18 protein-coding genes are annotated in these 16,661 nt (G+C 66.0%); 9 read left to right on the top strand and 9 right to left on the bottom strand.

Features of this window, described 5'->3' with window-relative positions; all coding sequences use genetic code 11:
- The 3 genes from U9J33_RS04380 (at window position 1) to U9J33_RS04370 (ending at window position 2,144) form a co-directional block, all read left to right on the top strand.
- A complete protein-coding gene (locus tag U9J33_RS04380) occupies window positions 1-597 on the top strand; it encodes a TIGR00730 family Rossman fold protein (RefSeq protein WP_054436504.1) in 597 nt (198 codons plus the stop codon).
- Window positions 598-666: 69 nt separating this feature from the next.
- Window positions 667-1,680, top strand: coding sequence for a phytoene/squalene synthase family protein (locus U9J33_RS04375; RefSeq protein ID WP_324699004.1), 1,014 nt, complete (start codon window positions 667-669; stop codon window positions 1,678-1,680).
- Window positions 1,681-1,994: 314 nt separating this feature from the next.
- Window positions 1,995-2,144 (top strand): lmo0937 family membrane protein, encoded by a 150-nt coding sequence (locus U9J33_RS04370; protein WP_132268417.1) that lies wholly within the window; start codon window positions 1,995-1,997, stop codon window positions 2,142-2,144.
- A gap of 60 nt (window positions 2,145-2,204) precedes the next feature.
- Here U9J33_RS04370 and U9J33_RS04365 read toward each other — a convergent pair whose 3' ends face one another.
- On the bottom strand, window positions 2,205-3,464 hold the full coding sequence (locus U9J33_RS04365; RefSeq protein WP_185998025.1) for a multidrug effflux MFS transporter: 1,260 nt from the start codon (window positions 3,462-3,464) through the stop codon (window positions 2,205-2,207).
- A gap of 91 nt (window positions 3,465-3,555) precedes the next feature.
- Between U9J33_RS04365 and dinB the strand changes: the two genes are divergently transcribed.
- Window positions 3,556-4,677 (top strand): DNA polymerase IV, encoded by a 1,122-nt coding sequence (gene dinB, locus U9J33_RS04360; protein WP_324698132.1) that lies wholly within the window; start codon window positions 3,556-3,558, stop codon window positions 4,675-4,677.
- Window positions 4,678-4,687: 10 nt separating this feature from the next.
- Here the strand turns inward: dinB and U9J33_RS04355 are convergent, their stop codons facing one another.
- From U9J33_RS04355 to U9J33_RS04325, 7 genes are all read right to left on the bottom strand, one after another.
- Window positions 4,688-5,212: a GNAT family N-acetyltransferase gene (locus U9J33_RS04355; RefSeq protein WP_185998027.1), complete on the bottom strand. Its 525-nt coding sequence runs from the start codon at window positions 5,210-5,212 to the stop codon at window positions 4,688-4,690.
- A complete protein-coding gene (locus U9J33_RS04350) occupies window positions 5,205-5,693 on the bottom strand; it encodes an NUDIX domain-containing protein (RefSeq protein WP_324698130.1) in 489 nt (162 codons plus the stop codon). The genes U9J33_RS04355 and U9J33_RS04350 overlap by 8 nt, the downstream gene beginning before the upstream one ends.
- Window positions 5,681-6,301, bottom strand: a complete 621-nt coding sequence (locus tag U9J33_RS04345) for a 6-phosphogluconolactonase (protein WP_324698128.1) — start codon at window positions 6,299-6,301, stop codon at window positions 5,681-5,683. The genes U9J33_RS04350 and U9J33_RS04345 overlap by 13 nt, the downstream gene beginning before the upstream one ends.
- Window positions 6,302-6,425: 124 nt before the next feature.
- On the bottom strand, window positions 6,426-6,884 hold the full coding sequence (locus U9J33_RS04340; RefSeq protein ID WP_054436512.1) for a Dps family protein: 459 nt from the start codon (window positions 6,882-6,884) through the stop codon (window positions 6,426-6,428).
- A gap of 98 nt (window positions 6,885-6,982) precedes the next feature.
- Window positions 6,983-7,540, bottom strand: a complete 558-nt coding sequence (locus U9J33_RS04335) for a hypothetical protein (protein WP_324698126.1) — start codon at window positions 7,538-7,540, stop codon at window positions 6,983-6,985.
- A 28-nt stretch (window positions 7,541-7,568) separates the two neighbouring features.
- Complete coding sequence (locus U9J33_RS04330; RefSeq protein WP_054436516.1) at window positions 7,569-8,321, bottom strand: HAD-IIB family hydrolase; 753 nt, start codon at window positions 8,319-8,321, stop codon at window positions 7,569-7,571.
- A gap of 142 nt (window positions 8,322-8,463) precedes the next feature.
- Window positions 8,464-9,510, bottom strand: coding sequence for a mannose-1-phosphate guanylyltransferase (locus tag U9J33_RS04325; RefSeq protein ID WP_324698124.1), 1,047 nt, complete (start codon window positions 9,508-9,510; stop codon window positions 8,464-8,466).
- A gap of 230 nt (window positions 9,511-9,740) precedes the next feature.
- Here U9J33_RS04325 and otsB point away from each other — a divergent pair, with 230 nt between their 5' ends.
- From otsB to U9J33_RS04305, 4 genes are all read left to right on the top strand, one after another.
- A complete protein-coding gene (gene otsB, locus U9J33_RS04320) occupies window positions 9,741-10,553 on the top strand; it encodes a trehalose-phosphatase (RefSeq protein ID WP_324698122.1) in 813 nt (270 codons plus the stop codon).
- Complete coding sequence (locus U9J33_RS04315) at window positions 10,550-12,364, top strand: glycoside hydrolase family 15 protein (RefSeq protein ID WP_132469400.1); 1,815 nt, start codon at window positions 10,550-10,552, stop codon at window positions 12,362-12,364. Before otsB ends, U9J33_RS04315 begins: the two co-directional genes overlap by 4 nt.
- Window positions 12,365-12,422: 58 nt before the next feature.
- The gene (gene otsA / locus U9J33_RS04310) at window positions 12,423-13,838 is read left to right on the top strand and encodes an alpha,alpha-trehalose-phosphate synthase (UDP-forming) (RefSeq protein ID WP_054436544.1); all 1,416 of its coding nucleotides are present in this window, start codon (window positions 12,423-12,425) and stop codon (window positions 13,836-13,838) included.
- A 162-nt stretch (window positions 13,839-14,000) separates the two neighbouring features.
- Window positions 14,001-14,297 (top strand): hypothetical protein, encoded by a 297-nt coding sequence (locus tag U9J33_RS04305; RefSeq protein WP_231635786.1) that lies wholly within the window; start codon window positions 14,001-14,003, stop codon window positions 14,295-14,297.
- A gap of 6 nt (window positions 14,298-14,303) precedes the next feature.
- Here the strand turns inward: U9J33_RS04305 and U9J33_RS04300 are convergent, their stop codons facing one another.
- Window positions 14,304-14,717, bottom strand: coding sequence for a hypothetical protein (locus tag U9J33_RS04300; protein ID WP_324698117.1), 414 nt, complete (start codon window positions 14,715-14,717; stop codon window positions 14,304-14,306).
- Window positions 14,718-14,876: 159 nt separating this feature from the next.
- On the opposite strand from U9J33_RS04300, the gene U9J33_RS04295 reads away from it, so the two are divergent.
- On the top strand, window positions 14,877-16,661 hold the full coding sequence (locus tag U9J33_RS04295; protein WP_324698115.1) for a right-handed parallel beta-helix repeat-containing protein: 1,785 nt from the start codon (window positions 14,877-14,879) through the stop codon (window positions 16,659-16,661).

Genomic DNA, 16,661 nt, shown 5'->3' with positions numbered 1-16,661 from the left:
ATGAAACGCATCGCCGTCTACTGCGGCTCCGCCACCCCCGCCGATCCCCGCTACGTCCAGCTTGCCCATGACGTGGGCGCCGCCCTTGCCGCGCGCGGCATCGGCGTTGTCTATGGCGGTGGCCGCCTCGGCCTGATGGGCGCCGTGGCCGCCGGCGCGCTCACGCAGGGCGGCGAAGTGATCGGCGTGATCCCCGAAGCGCTCACCGGCGCCGGCGGCAAGGGCGGCGAAGTCGCCAATCACGATTGCACCGAGCTTTACGTCGTCAAGACCATGCACGAGCGCAAGGCGGAATTCACGCGCCTGTCGGACGGCTTCCTGGTCCTGCCCGGCGGCGTCGGCACCATGGACGAACTGTGGGAAGCGGTGAGCTGGGCCCAGCTCGGCTATCACGACAAGCCGGTGGGCGTGCTGAACTCCTTCGGCTTCTATGACGGCCTGCTCGCATTCAACCGCCACATGGCCGAAGTCGGCTTCGTTCGGCCCGCCCATCAGGGCATCATCCTGGCCGAGACCGAGCTGGACCTCCTGCTCGACCGCATGCACGCGCACGAGCCGATCGTCCCGATCGTCAGGATGGACCCCAGCACGCTGTGAGGCTTTCGGGTGCCGACTGAGAAGCTCCTCGAAGCCGCCCTGCGCGGCGCCGCCCTCCGCTCCGGGCCGCTGGACCGCGCGCACCTCGTCAAGGAGGCGCGCCGGTCCATCCGCAAGGGATCGAAGAGCTTCGCGGCGGCCAGCCGCCTGTTCGACCGCGAAACGCGCGAGCGGGTCTGGCTGCTCTACGCCTGGTGCCGCGCCTGCGACGACATCGCCGACGAACAGGACCACGGCCACGCCATCGGCCCCGTGCGGCTCGGCACCCGCCTCTCGCCCGAGGACCGGCTGGCAACCATCCGCACGCTGACCGAGCTGGCGATGGCGGGCGAAACCACCGGCACGCCCGCTTTCGACGCGCTCGGCCAGCTCATGCGCGAAGTGCCGCTGACCGCCGCCATGGTGGATGACGTGCTGGCCGGCTTCGCGCTGGATGCGGCCGACTGGCGGCCTCGCTGCGAGGCGGACATGCTGCGCTACTGCTATCACGTGGCAGGCGCGGTGGGCGTGATGATGGCGGCGGTCATGGGCGTATCGCCCGACGACGACGACACGCTGGACCGGGCCTGCGATCTCGGCATTGCCTTCCAGATCGCCAATATCGTGCGCGATGTCTGGGAGGACGACGCGCGGGGCCGCTGCTACCTGCCGGTCGAATGGCTGGTGGAGGCGGACATCCCGCCCGGCGAAGTCACCAAGCCGCACTATCGTGGCGCGCTGGTGCCGATGATCGCCCGCGCCTGCGCGCTCGCGCGGGACTATGAGGCATCGGCAAGGATCGGAGCTGCCCGGCTGGCCTTCCGCCAGCGCTGGGCGGTGCTGTCGGCCGCGAACATCTACGGCGGCATCGCCCGCGAGGTGGAGCGGCTCGGCGCCCATGCCTGGGACCACCGCGTACACACCACCCGCGCCGAAAAGCTCGCCCATGTCTGGTCCGCATGGAACGAGGCGCAGGCGGGTAATCAGAACGATCCCGACCGGATGGCGGGCGGCGGGCCGGAAAGCGCAGCCGAGCCTGCGGGCACAGCGCCCCGCCCGGCGCTGTCACGCCGCGAGCTCAGGGAAATGGGCCTGCGGAAATAGTCTGGGCTGGCGTGGCGAGTGTCGCGGGCCGGCACAGGATGCGCCATGCCCGCGAACTGTCGTCGTTGCGACGTAATTGGGTGGACCCGAAGAATTCGCGGCGAGATGCGCCCAAGGGCGATTCGCGGTCGCGAGGCGACCATGCCTTGGCCGCCGCTGTCCGGCAATCGTCGGCCATGGCAGCATTCCATCGCCTGCCCCGAAGCCGGGACGAACCGTTTTCCCGGTGGAGATCGCGGAGCTTACCAAAAAAATCCGGGAGCCTCGAACGATACCGAGCGTTGCTGCTTTGTAACGAACAAGGGAGAATCGCCATGCTCTTCACCATTGCCGCCATCCTGCTGGTCCTGTGGCTGCTCGGCTTCGTGGTGTTCCACGTGTCCAGCGCGCTGATCCACGTCCTGCTGGTGATCGCCATCGTCGTGGGCCTCGTCCAGCTGTTTCGCGGCGGCCGGGCCGTCTAGCCCTCAGGCAGGTAAGCGGGGGGCACCGGCTCCCCGTATTACCGAATAAAGGCCCCTCGCTCAGGGCCGCTTGCCTGGGGGATAGTAGCCGGCAGGATAGTTGAGGCGCCGGAACAGGCGGCCTCGCTCGGAATAGAGCACGAAGACAAGCGCCGTCAGCCCCGCTGCCACCATCGAGCCCAGGATCGGTCCGGGCGTGCCGTCGTAGGCCTGCCCGATCAACGCACCCAGAACCGCGCCCATCACCATCCGCACGAACGACATGATCGAGGCTGCTGCCCCTGCCGTGCGCGCGAAAGGCTGGATCGCGATCGACTGGAAGTTCGAGCCGATGAAGCTCATCATGCACATGGAGAAGGTCATGAGCGGGACAAAGACCCACAGCGTCTCCCCGTTCAGGGCCAGCACGAAGTGCAGCACCGAACTGGCGATATAGCCGAACAGCGCCGTCTGCGACACGCGCCGCGCACCGAAGCGCTGGACGATACGCGAATTGGCGAAGTTGGTCATGGCCATGACCAGCGCCATGCCGCCGAACACCGCCGGGAAGAAGAACCCCGCGCCGAAGTGCTCCGCCACCAGCTGCTGGGCACTGTTGATGTAGCCGAACATCGCCCCCTGCACGAAAGCGACGCCGAACAGGTAGCCCACCGCCTCGCGCGTGCGCAGGGTCAGCGCCATGTTGGTGGCGATCACCCGGGGCCGGATTTCCTGCCGGTAATCGGGGTGCAAGGTCTCCGGCAGGCGCAAGGCCGTCCATGCGTAGACACAGGCACCCAGCACGCTGATGAGGCCGAAGATCCAGCGCCAGCCGGCAACCAGCATCACGCCCTGCCCCACCATCGGCGCGATCATCGGCACGACCATGAAGGTCATCGACACCAGCGACTGCATGCTGGCCATGCGATCGCCTTCGAACCGGTCGCGAATGACGGTCATCGGCATGACCATCAGCGCGGACGTGCAAAGTCCTGCCACCGCGCGCGCCGCCAGCATCATCGGAAAGCTGGTGACCAGCGCGCAGGCCAGAGCGCTCAGCACATAGGCGCAGATCGCGAAAAGCAGCACGGGGCGGCGGCCGTAACGGTCCGCCAACGCGCCGGGAACCAGCGAGCCGAGCCCGGTGCAGATCAGGAACACGCCGACGATCAGCTGCCGCTGGTTGGGGTCAGGGACCGCCAGGTCACGGCTGATCTCGCCGAGCGCGGGCAACATGATGTCGATCGAGAGCGCCTGAAGTGCCTGCAGGGCGGCCATGAGGGCGACGAACTCGACCCCCCGCATCGGAAAGGGCGCGGGATTCGCTGTGTCGGAGGTCATGCACGGCGCATTGCAGCACTTGCGCCGCAGTGGCCAGCAATTTCGCGCCGCGGATAGCGCTTTTCCCGGCGCAGGGACTATATCTGCCGCCATGTCATCGCGCGAAGCAGAATCGGCAGAGGGCCGCGAGGCCGACGGCCTGCGCAAGGTGATCCATGTCGACATGGACGCGTTCTACGCCAGCGTGGAGCAGCGCGACGATCCCTCGCTGCGGGGCAAGCCGGTGGCGGTGGGCGGTTCCTCCCTGCGCGGCGTGGTGGCGGCGGCCAGCTACGAAGCGCGAAAGTTCGGCGTGCGCTCCGCCATGCCTTCCGCCCGCGCGGCGCGGCTCTGCCCTGACCTGATCTTCCGCAAACCCCGTTTCGAGGTCTACCGCGAGGTCAGCCAGCAGATCCGCGCGATCTTCCACGAGTATACCCCCCACGTGGAGCCGCTCTCGCTTGACGAAGCCTATCTCGACGTCACCGCCGACCTCAGGGGAATCGGGTCAGCCACCCGCATCGCCGAGGAGATCCGCCGCCGCATCAAGGCCGAAACCGGGCTTACCGCCAGCGCCGGGGTGTCCTACAACAAGTTCATCGCCAAGCTCGCCAGCGACCAGAACAAGCCTGACGGTCTCTGCGTGATCCGCCCCGACCAGGGCGCGCAGTTCGTGGCGAGCCTGCCGGTACGCCGCTTTCACGGCGTCGGCCCGCGCGGCGCGGAAAAGATGGCCCGCCTCGGCATCGAGACCGGCGCGGACCTGCGCGAAAAGGACATCGCCTTCCTGCGCGCCCATTTCGGCAGCTTTGCGGAGTATCTCTATCAGGCCGCCCGGGGCGTGGACCTGCGACAGGTGCGCGCCAACCGCCCGAGAAAATCGGTCGGCGGGGAGCGCACCTTCTTCGATAATATCCAGGGCACCGAGGCCCTGCGCGAAACGCTGGACAACATCGTAGACATCGTCTGGGACCGCATCGAGCGCGCCGAGACCCGTGGCCGTACCGTCACGCTCAAGCTGCGCTACGCCGACTTCCAGACCCTCACCCGCGCCCGCTCGCTCCATCATTTCGTGGCCGACAAGGCGGAATTCTCCGCACTCGGTCATGGACTGCTGGAGGAACTGCTGCCGCTGCCGCAACCGATCCGCCTGATGGGCCTGACCCTCTCCGCCCTCGAACGCGGGGAAGAGGACGTTCGCCCGGCCAGGGATGGGCAGCTTTCGCTTCTTTAGGCCTGGACTTTCACCCCTGCCTGACGAGCACGATCCGGGCGCCGGCTTCGCCCGCCAGCCGGTCAACTTCCCGATATCCAAGCTTTCGGGCCAGCCCGAGCGAAGGCAGATTCGCCTCAGCAATCACGCAGGCGGTGCGGCGGGGGCCGCGTCCCTCGAACCACGCGATCGCGGCCCGGCCTGCCTCGCTCCCATAGCCCAGCCCGTGAAACCCCGATGCCAGCGTCCACGTCATCTCGATCTCGGTCTCCGCCAGAGGTCCAAGATCGCGCAGGAAGCGTGCATGCCCCAGCTTGCCGACGTAACGGCCCGAAGCTCTCTCCAGAACCGTGAACTGGCCGAAACCCTCCAGCGTCCAGTGCCCCACGTCTCGCTGAAACCGCGCCCATGCCTCGGTACGCAGGAGCGGACTGCCTCCGATATGGGCGACCACCAGCGGATCGCAGAACATCTGCCGCATGGGCTCGAAATCCCCCCGCTCTGGCGGGCGAAGGCAGAGACGCTCGGTCTCCAGCATGATCCCCGCATCAGGCATATTCGGCGATCCACTGCGCCAGTTCGGCGGGAAGCCGCGCCGGTATCCGATCGGGCAGCGCCCCCAGCGGGAAGAACCGCGCCTCCACGAGTTCGCGGCCATCCACGCGCGGCACATCGTTGGTCCTGCCGGCAACGACATGGACATGATTGCTCGCGCCGACGAGATCCTCGGTGACGAGAACGAGCAGGCGAACATCCGCAAGCGCGCAGCCGGTCTCTTCCAGCAGTTCCCGCCGTCCGGCGGAGAGCGCATCTTCACCGCGATTGAGCCCGCCGCCGGGGGGCATCCAGCGGCCGGAGCCATAGGAATGCCGCACCAGCAGCACCCGGCCTTCACCATCGAGCGCAAGCACGCGCACGCCGTGCAGTTCCGGCCGCCACACCTTCCACACCTGCCGCCGGCCCCAGTGTGCCGCGCGGTAAAGCGTACGGTGGAGCGGCGCCGGAAGCCGGTGCAGCAGCCAGTTCAGCAGAAACACGTGACCTTGTGCCGCGCCGCGCGCAGCAGCCGGGCAACCGGCAGATCGTGCTCGCCCTTGACCGCGGCATCGAAGACCGCGCGCTTGTCAGCGCCGCGGATCACGAACATCAGCTCGTCGCTGTCCGTCAGCGCCGGGATGGTCAGGCTTAGCCGGTCGAAGGGCGCCTCGGGCGGCAACGGATCGGGCGTAAGGCGGCGGATTTCGCGGGGATCGTCGATCTGCGGATCGGTGTTCGGGAACAGCGAGGCGATATGCCCGTCACCGCCCATGCCAAGCCAGGCGACCGCGAAATGCGGCGGCCGAGCCTGTTCGGTCAGCGCCACGACGCGCGCGCCCACAGGCTCGAGCCTTGCCCGGATCTTGCCGACATTGCTGGCGGGGTGATCCTCGTCAACGATGCGATCGTCCCCCGGCCAGACCGAGATGCGGTGCCAGGGAAGGTCCATCTCCGCCAACCGGTCGAAAATCGGGAAAGGCGTCGAACCGCCGGGCACGGTGATCGCGATGTCGTCGGGACTGGTTGCAAGAGCAGCCTTGAGGCGCTCCGCGAACCAAGCGGCAATGGCGCCATCGTCGGCACCTTCGATGATTTCGAGTTTCGGCATGAGCTGGACTTAGGCCGGTTTTTGTCTCTGCGCGAGGAGAGACTTCGGGTTCGGTCCGCGTTGGCGGTGCCGAAATGCCGGTGCGACCGGCTCGCCACGGCTGTAGCGAGCCGGTCGCACATTCTCAGGCAAGAATCTCGCGAAGGAACCAGGCGCGCTGTTCGGCCTGATCGGTCCAGTCATCGATGATGCCGTCGGTGGCATTGTCGCCTGCTTCGCCTGCCAGTTCCTTGGTTTCCTTCAGCGTGGCGACGTAAGCGGTGTTGTCCTCGAACAGTTGCTTGACCATGCCCTGCGCGTCGAGCGAGGTGTCATCCTCGTCCTTTACGGAAGTCTTGGCGGCGATCGAGCCGATGGAGGTCAGGGTGGTGCCGCCCAGCTTGCGGACACGCTCGGCGATCAGGTCGGTCAGGCCGAAAATCTCGGTTGCCTGGGTATCGAACAGCAGGTGCAGGTCATGGAACTGCGGGCCGCGAACATGCCAGTGGAAGTTCTTCGTCTTGACGTAAAGCGCGAAGGTGTCGGCGAGCAGCCCGTTCAGGCTGTCGATCAGAGCGGCCTTGGAATTGTCCTTGGAAGTCATGCCGTGTTTCCCTCGTTGCTGTTCGGCCTATGCCGTCCGGTGAACTATGTAGATTTGTGAACGCGGAAGTGAACCCCCGGTTCTCTATCAATTTCCGATCAGAGTATCGAAGATTCCCGAAGGAACAGCATGAGCGCAGCGCAGACCAGCAGGAGGCCGACGCCCCGCCTGATCCAGCCCGCCGCCGGAGCGCTCGAAAACTGCGGGAAGGCCCAGGCCATCCCCGCCAGTATCCCGCCGCCCAGCGCGCCTGCCACCCCGGATGCCACAGGCGCTGCCATACCCACGCCCATGGCGAAGACGATGAACCGGGCGGCATCGGCGATCTGGCTGGCCAGCAGCACCAGCAGCAGTGCGCCGAGCGAATTGGTGGGCTCCTTCGGCCGGCGGCGCGGGACTAGGATCAGGGACTCAAGCCCGGCAAGACCCACGGCGAATGCGGCGAAGATCATCCGTGCCGGAGGCGGTAGCTGGGCGAGCATGAAAGCCGCCGCCCATGCCGCACCCGCGGCGGTCAGCCCTGCACTGAGCAGGGCCGCCAGCAGGACACCGGGCCGCTGCCCCTGCCTTGCGGCGAGGCCGGATATGGTCATCTGGTCCCGCGCACCGAAACCGGCGAGCAGGACGGCGATGAAAGTCAGGTAGAAAGCGGGCATCCGGCTTCCCGCGAAGGCGCCGCTGCCGTCAGCCCGCCTTCTGGCAGGCGACGATCGCGGCGACGACGTTGGCGGTATCGGCGGGATCGCGCACGCAGATCGTGTCGAGCCCCATGGCCTTGGCCGGATAGTCGTTGCCACCGGGGAAGATGGCATCGCCGATGAACAGCATGTCGGCTTCGGCCACGCCGCTATGTTCGGCAAGCCGCTTGAGCCCCCAGGCCTTGTCCACGCCCGGCTGGGTCACGTCCACCGAAGTGGCACCGCCGAGATTGACCGAGACGCCGGGCAGGCGCTTCACGAGATCGGCCTGGATCACCTTGCGCTTGGCGAAGTCCGGGTCCCAGAGCTCCTTGGCATGAAGCGGAGCCTGCTGGCCCAGGGCGGAGAAAGTGATCTGGCTGCCGCGATCCTCGATCCGCTCACCCCAGGTTTCCTCGGGCGTGAAGCCGGTGGCGGCAAGCGAAGCGTCGAACGCTTCGAGAATCTCGCGCTTCTGTTCTTCAGTGAACAGTTCGGCATAGACCGGCGTCCAGGCGCCGTCGCGGTGGACGTAGAGCTTGGCGCCGCTGGTCGGCATGAGCCAGAGCCGCGAACGATCGGCATCGGCGGGAAGACGGCTGGCCACCTGCTTGTCGAACTGCGGCCAGTCCCCTCCGGAGATCACGGCAACTTGCGCCACTTCGAGCAGCCGCGCCATGAGTTCGGCCATTTCGTCGGTCAACGGCTGCTTGCTCAGCGCCAGGGTCCCGTCGAGGTCGAACGCTACGATCTGCTTCATTTCATGCCTTCCGCGATGCGATAATCCGGGCCCCTGCCATCATCCGGCCGGGAAAGAAATGTCGGACCTGCACCATTACGATGACAAATCCCCTACCGTTGCTCCCGATGTCCGGCCCCCGGACCCGGGCGCCTGCCGTCCCTTACTGGTTGACGGCACCGGATAGCTTGCCGACCTTTTGCACACCTTGGACGGTGGTGACCAGTATGTCGTTTCCATCGACGACGACGACGACGTTTTCGAGGCCGATGACCGAGACGCGCGGTCCGTCGCTGTCGACCAGGACATTGCGGCAATCCACCAGTTCCGCATCACCCGCGCCGCGCACCGCGTTGCCGTGGTCGTCGCGATCGAGCGCTTCGTGCAGGGCGTGCCAGTTGCCGATGTCCGACCACTCCATGTCGGCCGGCACCAGCGCCGCGCGGCGGGTGTTTTCCATCACCGCATAGTCCACCGAATCGCTTTCCACTTCGGCGAAAGTCGCCGCGTCGGGATGGAAGCGGTGGCCGTCGAGCGTGCCTTTCGCCACGGCCTCGCGCACCTTGGCGGCGATCTGCGGGCGGTGCTCGGCGAGTTCGGCCATGAAATCGCTCACCCGGAAAGCGAAGATGCCTCCGTTCCAGGCGTAATTGCCCTCAGCCAGGAAGGCGCGGGCACGTTCGAGGTCGGGCTTCTCGACGAACTGGGCCGTGCGGAAACCGGGCGTGCCCTCGATCGCCTCGCCGCGCCTGAGGTAGCCGAAGCCGGTTTCCGGCGCGGTCGCCTCGATGCCGAAGGACACCAGCCAGCCGTCCCTGGCAAGCGCGGCGGCAGCAGCCGCGGCACGGGCAAACACGTCCGGGCGGCCGATATGGTGGTCGCTCGGGCAGACCAGCATCACCGCGTCATCCGGCAGGCGGCAGGCGGCCAGCGCGATGGCGGCAGCGGTGTTGCGCGCGGCCGGCTCCACGATCACCGAGGCACCTTCCTGCCCGTGAAGCTGCGCCTCGACATGTTCGAGGTGCTGCCGTCCCGTCACCACCACCGGCGCCGCGAAACCCAGATCCGGCGGGCAGCGCGACACCGTCGCCTCGAACAGCGTGCTCTCTCCCACCAACGGCAGGAAAGGCTTGGGCTTGGCAACGCGGCTGCGCGGCCAAAGCCGCGTGCCGCTGCCTCCGCACAGAATAACTGGAACGATCTGGGACATGGGGCTCGATGAATGCCAGGGAAGTCTGGCTTTCGCTGTGCCAATACTAGCCCCTCGCCGGATTGCATAGAGGACTCGAAGCGACCTTCCACATCGGCCGGAACCCTGCCCCATCCCGTTCGTTTGACCCTTCTCCGGCGCCGCTGCCCCCGGCGGATAACGCCCAACCTCGACCGGATCGGCCGCTTTTCGGGTGGCCATCCACTTCCGAAGGTGCAAGACTGACCATAATGACCGATCCAGGCGAATGTCCCTCGCTGGCGGAACATGGCGCTTTTCCGCGCGATCTGCCCCCTCCTCTGCCGCTTGGCGCGGCCGTGCCCACGGCTCTGTTCCTCGATTTCGACGGCACGCTCGTGGAAATCGCGGACCATCCCGACGACGTGATCGTCTCTCCGCATCTGCCCGACCTGATCGCGCGACTGGCCGATCGGCTGGACGGCCGGCTCGCGCTCATCACCGGCCGTTCGCTGGAATCGCTGGAGGAGATGCTGGGCCATCTCGATGTCGCTGCGGCAGGTTCGCACGGCGGTGAGTTCAGACCGGCAGGCAGCCGCGAAATCCTTCCCCTTGCCGAGCCGCTGCCAAAGGCCGTCGTCGACCGTCTCTCCGCTTTCGCGGCCGACAACGGCGGCCTCCTCGTCGAACCCAAGCCCTTCAGCATCGCCGTGCATTACCGCCGCCACCCCGAAGCCCTGCCCGGCCTGCTCGCCTGCGCCGACGAGACCGGCAGGGAGTTCGGGCTCAGGACGAAGCACGGCAAGCAGGTTATCGAGCTGTCCATGCCCGGTTCCGACAAGGGCAGCGCCGTCGCACGCTTCATGCAGATGCCGCCCTTCCTCGGCGCTCGCCCCGTCTTCATCGGCGACGACGTGACTGACGAGGACGCCTTCGCAGCCGTCGCCCGCCTCGGCGGAGACGGCATCCTTGCGGGGCCGATGCGCGAAACGCTCGCCCATGCCCGGCTCGGCGGCGTCAGCGCGGTGCACGCGTGGCTCGAAACCATCATTCACGATCACGACCAGGAGAACAGCCGAACATGAGCTCGCTCGAACTCTGGCCCATCGGCAATTGCCAGGTCTCAGGCCTGATCGACACCAGCGGCGCGCTCGTTTGGGGCTGCGTCCCCCGCGTGGACGGCGACCCGACGTTCTGTGCCCTGCTGCGCGGCCCGGAAGGCCAGGACGCGGGAACCTGGCGCTTCGAACTGGAAAACCAGGTCTCCGTCACCCAGCGTTACTCGCGCAATACCCCGATCCTCATCACCAGGCTGGAAGATGCGCAGGGCGGCGCGGTGGAAGTGATCGACTTCTGCCCGCGTTTCGAACGATCGGGCCGCACGTATCGGCCGGTCGCCTATGCGCGTATCGTCCGTCCGGTGGCGGGCTCGCCGCGCATCCGCACGGTGCTCACGCCGATGAGCGGCTACGGCGCCCAGCTTGCCGCCATCACGCGCGGCTCCAATCACATCCGCTACCTGGTGGAGCGCAACACCCTGCGCCTCACCACCGATGCCCCGATCGGCTACGTTCTCGACGAACGCTACTTCCGGCTGGAAACGACGCTACACTTCTTCCTCGGCCCCGACGAACCCTTCAGCGGCGATGTCGAACACGAGATGGAATCGATGCTGCGCCACACCGGCGACTACTGGCGGCTGTGGGTGCGCGGCCTCGCCACCCCGCTCGACTGGCAGGACGCGGTGATCCGCGCCGCCATCACGCTCAAGCTCTGCCAGCATGAGGAAACCGGTGCGATCGTCGCCGCGCTCACCACTTCCATCCCGGAAGCGCCCGGCAGCCAGCGCAACTGGGACTACCGATACTGCTGGATCCGTGACGCCTACTACACGGTGCAGGCCCTCAACCATCTCGGCGCACTGGACGTGCTGGAGCGGTATCTCGCCTATCTGCGCAACATCGTCGACGATGCCGAGGGCGGTGCGATCCAGCCGCTTTACGCGGTGAGCGGCGCGCGCGAGATCATCGAATGGGAAGCTCCCGACCTTTCCGGCTATCGCGGCATGGGGCCGGTCCGGGTCGGCAACGCCGCCTATTATCAGGTCCAGAACGACTGCTACGGCCAGATCGTCCTGCCCGCGATACAGGCCTTTTCCGACCAGCGCCTGCTGCGTATCGCCACGCCCGAGGATTTCGCCAGCCTCGAACAGGTCGGCGAACTGGCCTGGCAGACGCACGACCAGCCTGACGCCGGCCTCTGGGAACTGCGCACGCGCACGGCCGTCCACACTTATTCCAGCGTCATGAGCTGGGCCGCCTGTGACCGTCTGGCCAATGCCGCCGAGTTCCTCGGGCTCGACGAGCGGGCCGCAATCTGGCGCGAACGCGCGGCCACGGTGCGCAAGCACATCGACGAACACGCCTGGCACAAGATCGAGGCACCGGACTTCGACGACAGCGGCGCGGGAGGTCACTATGCCGCCAGCTTCGGCGGCTCGCAGCTCGATGCCAGCCTGCTGCAGATGGTCGAGCTGCGCTATGTCGAGGCCGAAGACCCGCGCTTCCGCGCCACGCTCCAGGCCGTGCAGAAGGCGCTGCGCCGGGGCGAACACATGCTTCGCTACGACAGCGAGGACGATTTCGGCCTGCCAGAGACCGCCTTCAACATCTGCACCTTCTGGCTGATCGAGGCGCTCCATCGCAGCGGCCAGGACGAGGAGGCGCGCCGCCTGTTCGAGGCGATGCTGGATCATCGCACCAGATCGGGCCTCCTTTCGGAGGATATGGATTTCGAAACCGGCGAACTGTGGGGGAACTTTCCGCAGACCTATTCGCTAGTAGGTATCATCAATTGTGCCGGGCAGCTGTCCCGGTCTTGGCGGGACTGGCGATAGCCGGCCCCGCAAAACGCGTCTTCCGCACATCTGGTCGGCGCGGCACAGGGGATTTGAAATGAGCAGACTGATCGTCATCTCCAACCGGGTATCGGTTCCCAAGGCAGCGGGAGCCGCCGGGGCGCAGGGAGGACTGGCAGTGGCGCTCAATTCGGCACTGCGCGAACATGGCGGCATCTGGTTCGGCTGGTCGGGGCAGGAAACCGAGGAGTTCACCGGCCACCTCGACATGCAACGCAACGACGGCATCACCACGGCTACGATCGATCTCGAACCGCAGGACATCGACGAATATTACAACGGCTACGCCAACCGCACGCTCTGGCCGCTGTTCCACTACCGCATCGACCTGACCGAGTACGACCGCAACTTCGGCGAGGGCTACGAACGCGTAAATGCCCGTTTCGCCGATGCCGTCCTGCCGCTGATCGAGGAAGAGGACCTGGTCTGGGTCCATGATTACCATCTGCTTCCGCTCGGATCGCTGCTGCGCGGAAAAGGCGTGAGGAACCGGATGGGCCTGTTCCTCCACACGCCCTGGCCGCCCACCCGTCTGCTGGTTTCGCTGCCCTTCCACGAACGTCTGGTTGCCTCGATGCTGGAATACGACGTGATCGGCTTCCAGAACACCGAATGGCTCGAAAGCTTTCTCCACTACGTGCAGAAAGAGATGGGCCTTAAGGTCAATCTCGACAATTCGGTGGAGTACAAGGGCCGCAAGGTCATCGCCCGCGCCTTCCCGATCGGCATAGACTTTGCCGAGTTCACCGAAGCCGCCGCCGGGCCGGAAGCCCGCGAAGCCCACGACCGGCTCAAGTCCAGTGTGCGCGGTCGCAAGATCCTGATCGGCGTGGACCGGCTCGACTATTCCAAGGGCCTGGGCGAACGCTTCGAGGCCTTCGGGCGCTTCCTGGCGGATTACCCCGATCAGGCCGGCGATGCCGTGCTGCTCCAGATCGCACCGCCATCGCGCGGGGACGTCGCCAGCTACCAGCAGATTCGCGAAGACCTCGAACGCAAGACCGGGCACATCAACGGCGCTTATGCCGATGTGGCGTTCGTGCCCATCCGTTACGTCAACCGGGGTTTCCCGCGCGATCAGCTCGCCGGGTTCTACCGCGCGGCGGACATCGGCCTTGTCACTCCCCTGCGCGACGGGATGAACCTCGTGGCGAAGGAATATATCGCGGCGCAGGATCCGGAGAACCCCGGCGTGCTGATCCTGTCGCAGTTCGCCGGCGCCGCGCATCAGCTCAAGGATGCGCTGCTGGTGAACCCGCACTCGATCGAGCATGTCGCCGAAAACATCAAGAAGGCGCTCGAAATGCCGCTGGCCGAACGCAAGAAGCGCCATGCGAAACTCCTTGCCTCTGTGCGCGACAATGACGTGCAGCGCTGGCGCGAAGACTTCCTCGGCGCCCTTTATGGCAAGGCCAGGGGCAAGACCCCCACGCCGCAGGACGAAGTCGCCTGAAGCATTCGGCCTAACCCATAAGAACAGGCGTCCGTCATGAAATCGGCTGCCATCATCAAAACGACACTCGCCTGCAACCAATCTGACCTTTAAACGGGCTATAGGAGAGTGTGCGGGATACCGATCCCGCTGATCCCCGGAAGAATGCCGGGGATCGCACGAATGACAACAAGGAGCCCGGACGATCCGGGCAGCGTGATGAGGATGGGCATGATTCTCTACGGGGAATGCATCGGCGCGCACGGTTCCGCGCGAGTCCGCATTTCGGACCTTGCCGATCTTGGCTGCGATCTGGAAGCGGAAGCGCTTCCCTGCGCGCTTGATGGCGATTTCTCGCTATGGATCGGCGCGATCGGTCCCCTGCCGGCAACGGTGGCGAAGAAGGACACGAGCAACCTCGAAATTCGCTTCAAGGAACCGCTCGACACCCGCATCGTGGAGCATTTCCGCGGTCGCTGACCACGGCTATTCCCGGTTTTCTATCGCTTCAGGCGCAACCGGCTCCTCGCGACCTTCGCCCATGTCTTTGTCCATCACCGTCTCGCCCGCATTGCGCCCCGCAAAGCGACTAGCGCCGATATAGAGGACCGTCGGCCACAGCAGCGTGTTGAACAGGTCGTAACCGGTATCCCGAAGTTTCCACGGACGATCGATCGGCCACATCGAGATGATGTCGGCCCCCTCGGTGCCCAGCGCCACCACCCAGAGCAGCGCCAGCGCCCAGCCACTGGCGATACCCCGTCGCGACACGAATGCCAGGAACAGGAAGAGCAGCATCCCGCCGTGGATGTGAATCACCGCACGGATCACCTGATCCTTGGGAACCAGCAGATTCTTCAGGCTTTCCCAATCGGCAACGAGGGCGAGGATGTGATTCAAGCAGGCGTTTCCCGGATAGGTCGTTGTTGAAGGCAAAGTTGGGGCGAAGAACGGGCAGTCGATCGTCCCGCCGCCCACAGCCGTTCATGCAGCGTTGCGGGCCACGCGATTAAACGACCGTGAATATTGCAGCGCAACAGGAAACGAGGAGTTTTCGACATGGCCCATCCCGCGAACCCCTTCGCCGTCGACCGCCGCTCTCTGTTCGCCGTCTCCGCTCTGGCGCTGGGCGCGGCGTCCTTGTGGCGCCCCACTTCGTCTTTCGCCGCCTCGCAGCCGGGCGACTGGCCGGCCTGGGCACCCCCGCAATCGCGGCTGGAGAGCGATATCGCCGCGCTTCGCGCCCGCGCGTTGGACATCAGGCGTTTCGGCGCAGCCTGCAACGGAACCACGGACGACAGCGCCGCCCTTGAGCGTGCCATCGCCGGCGGCGCGCCCGCAGTCATGATTTCCGGCCCGATGCGCCTCACCCGTCCGGTCGCGATATCCCGTGGTTTCGGGATATTCGGCCAGGGCAAGGGGCCGCACCTGATCTGGGCAGGTCCAACGGGCTCCCCCCTTTCCGTCAGCCCCGAAAGCAACGATCCCGCCAGCTTCGTGCGAAACATCGTCGTCGATGGCATTCATGCGACGACCATCGCTTCCCAGCGTTCCAAGACCGTGATGCTGCGCGCGGTCAACATCCGGGGGTTGAAGGTCACGCGCTGCACGGCCGACGGGATCGGCCTTGCCTCGGTAGGCCACCTGCGGATGGACGGCAGCGGCTATGACCGCGCCAAGGGTTCCGTCACTGTCGATCCCGCCGTCCTCGCCGGATTCTCGCCCAACAGCCTCGACGACCTCAACGAGGACATCTACATCTCCGACAACACGGTGGACTACGGCGCCTACCAGGGCTCGATCCTGCGCTTCAACATGGCGCGGCGCGTCATTGCCGTGGGCAATGAGGGCAAATACGCCAAGATCAGTTGGTGGGGGGGCGGCGCGAAGCACGACCAGGGCGGAATGCCGCAGTTCCTGCGCCGCGTCAGCGAGGTCTACATCGCCGACAACACGATGCGCGGGGCCAATGGCGGGGTCTACGGCAACAACGGCCAGAAGGTCGTCGTCGCCCGTAACCGCATCAGCGACATGTCTGATGTCGGCGTCGACTTCGAGGGCTGCATGGACTGCATCGCCTATGACAACCGCGTCACCAACGCCGGCAACTTCTGCTATTCCACCTTCTACGTCGCCCGGAACATCGTCTTCAGGAACAATTACGGCGAGCAGGACGGCACGATCCCGGAAACGATCCGGCGCGAGAAGATGTCCAAGATCGGGGCCCAGCGCGGCCTGTCGATGGCCGCTTTGCAAAGCGGCGGCTTCGCAACCAGCCTCGATGCGATCACCGTCAGCTTCATCGGCAACGAGTTCGTCTATTCCGGCCCCGGCCAACTCGGCGTCTGCACGCCCAGTTACTTCGGCAGCATGGTGTTCCAGGGCAACCGCCTGCGCAACGTGACGGTCGACTGGACCTACCGCGCCACCGACAGGCTGGTCATCAAGGACAATGTGCTGCTGTTCGACCGGCCGGGGAACAAGCCAATGGTCCTGATCGGCGGGTCCGCGCCGAAAGGCGAGATTTCGGGCAACCGGGTCGAACTGGCCACCGCGCTGCCTGCGGAAAGCGTGGCGATCGGCTATACCGTCGCCTCCAACCGGATCGACCTTGCCATCCGTAACAACGCCGTGAACGCTTCGGCCGCCCGCGCGCTACCCCTCGTCGTCAGCGTGAAGCGCAACATCCAGGGCAACGCCCAGATCAGCGGCAATACCGTTGGCGGCGTGGTGGTCAGCCCGGTACTCAAGCGGCCGAACTCGCGCTTCGACGGGAACAAGACCGGCGAAGGCCGCGCGATCACCCCGAACTTCATGGCCCGGGGACTGCTGCCGACGCCGTGA

The organism is Novosphingobium sp. RL4, assembly GCF_035658495.1.
GTDB lineage: Bacteria > Pseudomonadota > Alphaproteobacteria > Sphingomonadales > Sphingomonadaceae > Novosphingobium.
This window is presented reverse-complemented; position numbering and strand designations above follow the sequence as displayed.

Bases quoted from the DNA above. Each gene is read 5' to 3' on its own strand.
- otsA (WP_054436544.1), top strand. From the start codon at position 12,423: ATGAGCAGACTGATCGTCATCTCCAACCGGGTATCGGTTCCCAAGGCA.
- U9J33_RS04325 (WP_324698124.1), bottom strand. From the start codon at position 9,510: ATGTCCCAGATCGTTCCAGTTATTCTGTGCGGAGGCAGCGGCACGCGG.
- U9J33_RS04340 (WP_054436512.1), bottom strand. From the start codon at position 6,884: ATGACTTCCAAGGACAATTCCAAGGCCGCTCTGATCGACAGCCTGAAC.
- U9J33_RS04365 (WP_185998025.1), bottom strand. From the start codon at position 3,464: ATGACCTCCGACACAGCGAATCCCGCGCCCTTTCCGATGCGGGGGGTC.
- U9J33_RS04305 (WP_231635786.1), top strand. From the start codon at position 14,001: ATGACAACAAGGAGCCCGGACGATCCGGGCAGCGTGATGAGGATGGGC.
- U9J33_RS04295 (WP_324698115.1), top strand. From the start codon at position 14,877: ATGGCCCATCCCGCGAACCCCTTCGCCGTCGACCGCCGCTCTCTGTTC.
- U9J33_RS04330 (WP_054436516.1), bottom strand. From the start codon at position 8,321: ATGAAGCAGATCGTAGCGTTCGACCTCGACGGGACCCTGGCGCTGAGC.
- U9J33_RS04370 (WP_132268417.1), top strand. From the start codon at position 1,995: ATGCTCTTCACCATTGCCGCCATCCTGCTGGTCCTGTGGCTGCTCGGC.
- otsB (WP_324698122.1), top strand. From the start codon at position 9,741: ATGACCGATCCAGGCGAATGTCCCTCGCTGGCGGAACATGGCGCTTTT.
- dinB (WP_324698132.1), top strand. From the start codon at position 3,556: ATGTCATCGCGCGAAGCAGAATCGGCAGAGGGCCGCGAGGCCGACGGC.
- U9J33_RS04355 (WP_185998027.1), bottom strand. From the start codon at position 5,212: ATGCCTGATGCGGGGATCATGCTGGAGACCGAGCGTCTCTGCCTTCGC.
- U9J33_RS04380 (WP_054436504.1), top strand. From the start codon at position 1: ATGAAACGCATCGCCGTCTACTGCGGCTCCGCCACCCCCGCCGATCCC.
- U9J33_RS04335 (WP_324698126.1), bottom strand. From the start codon at position 7,540: ATGCCCGCTTTCTACCTGACTTTCATCGCCGTCCTGCTCGCCGGTTTC.
- U9J33_RS04345 (WP_324698128.1), bottom strand. From the start codon at position 6,301: ATGCCGAAACTCGAAATCATCGAAGGTGCCGACGATGGCGCCATTGCC.
- U9J33_RS04315 (WP_132469400.1), top strand. From the start codon at position 10,550: ATGAGCTCGCTCGAACTCTGGCCCATCGGCAATTGCCAGGTCTCAGGC.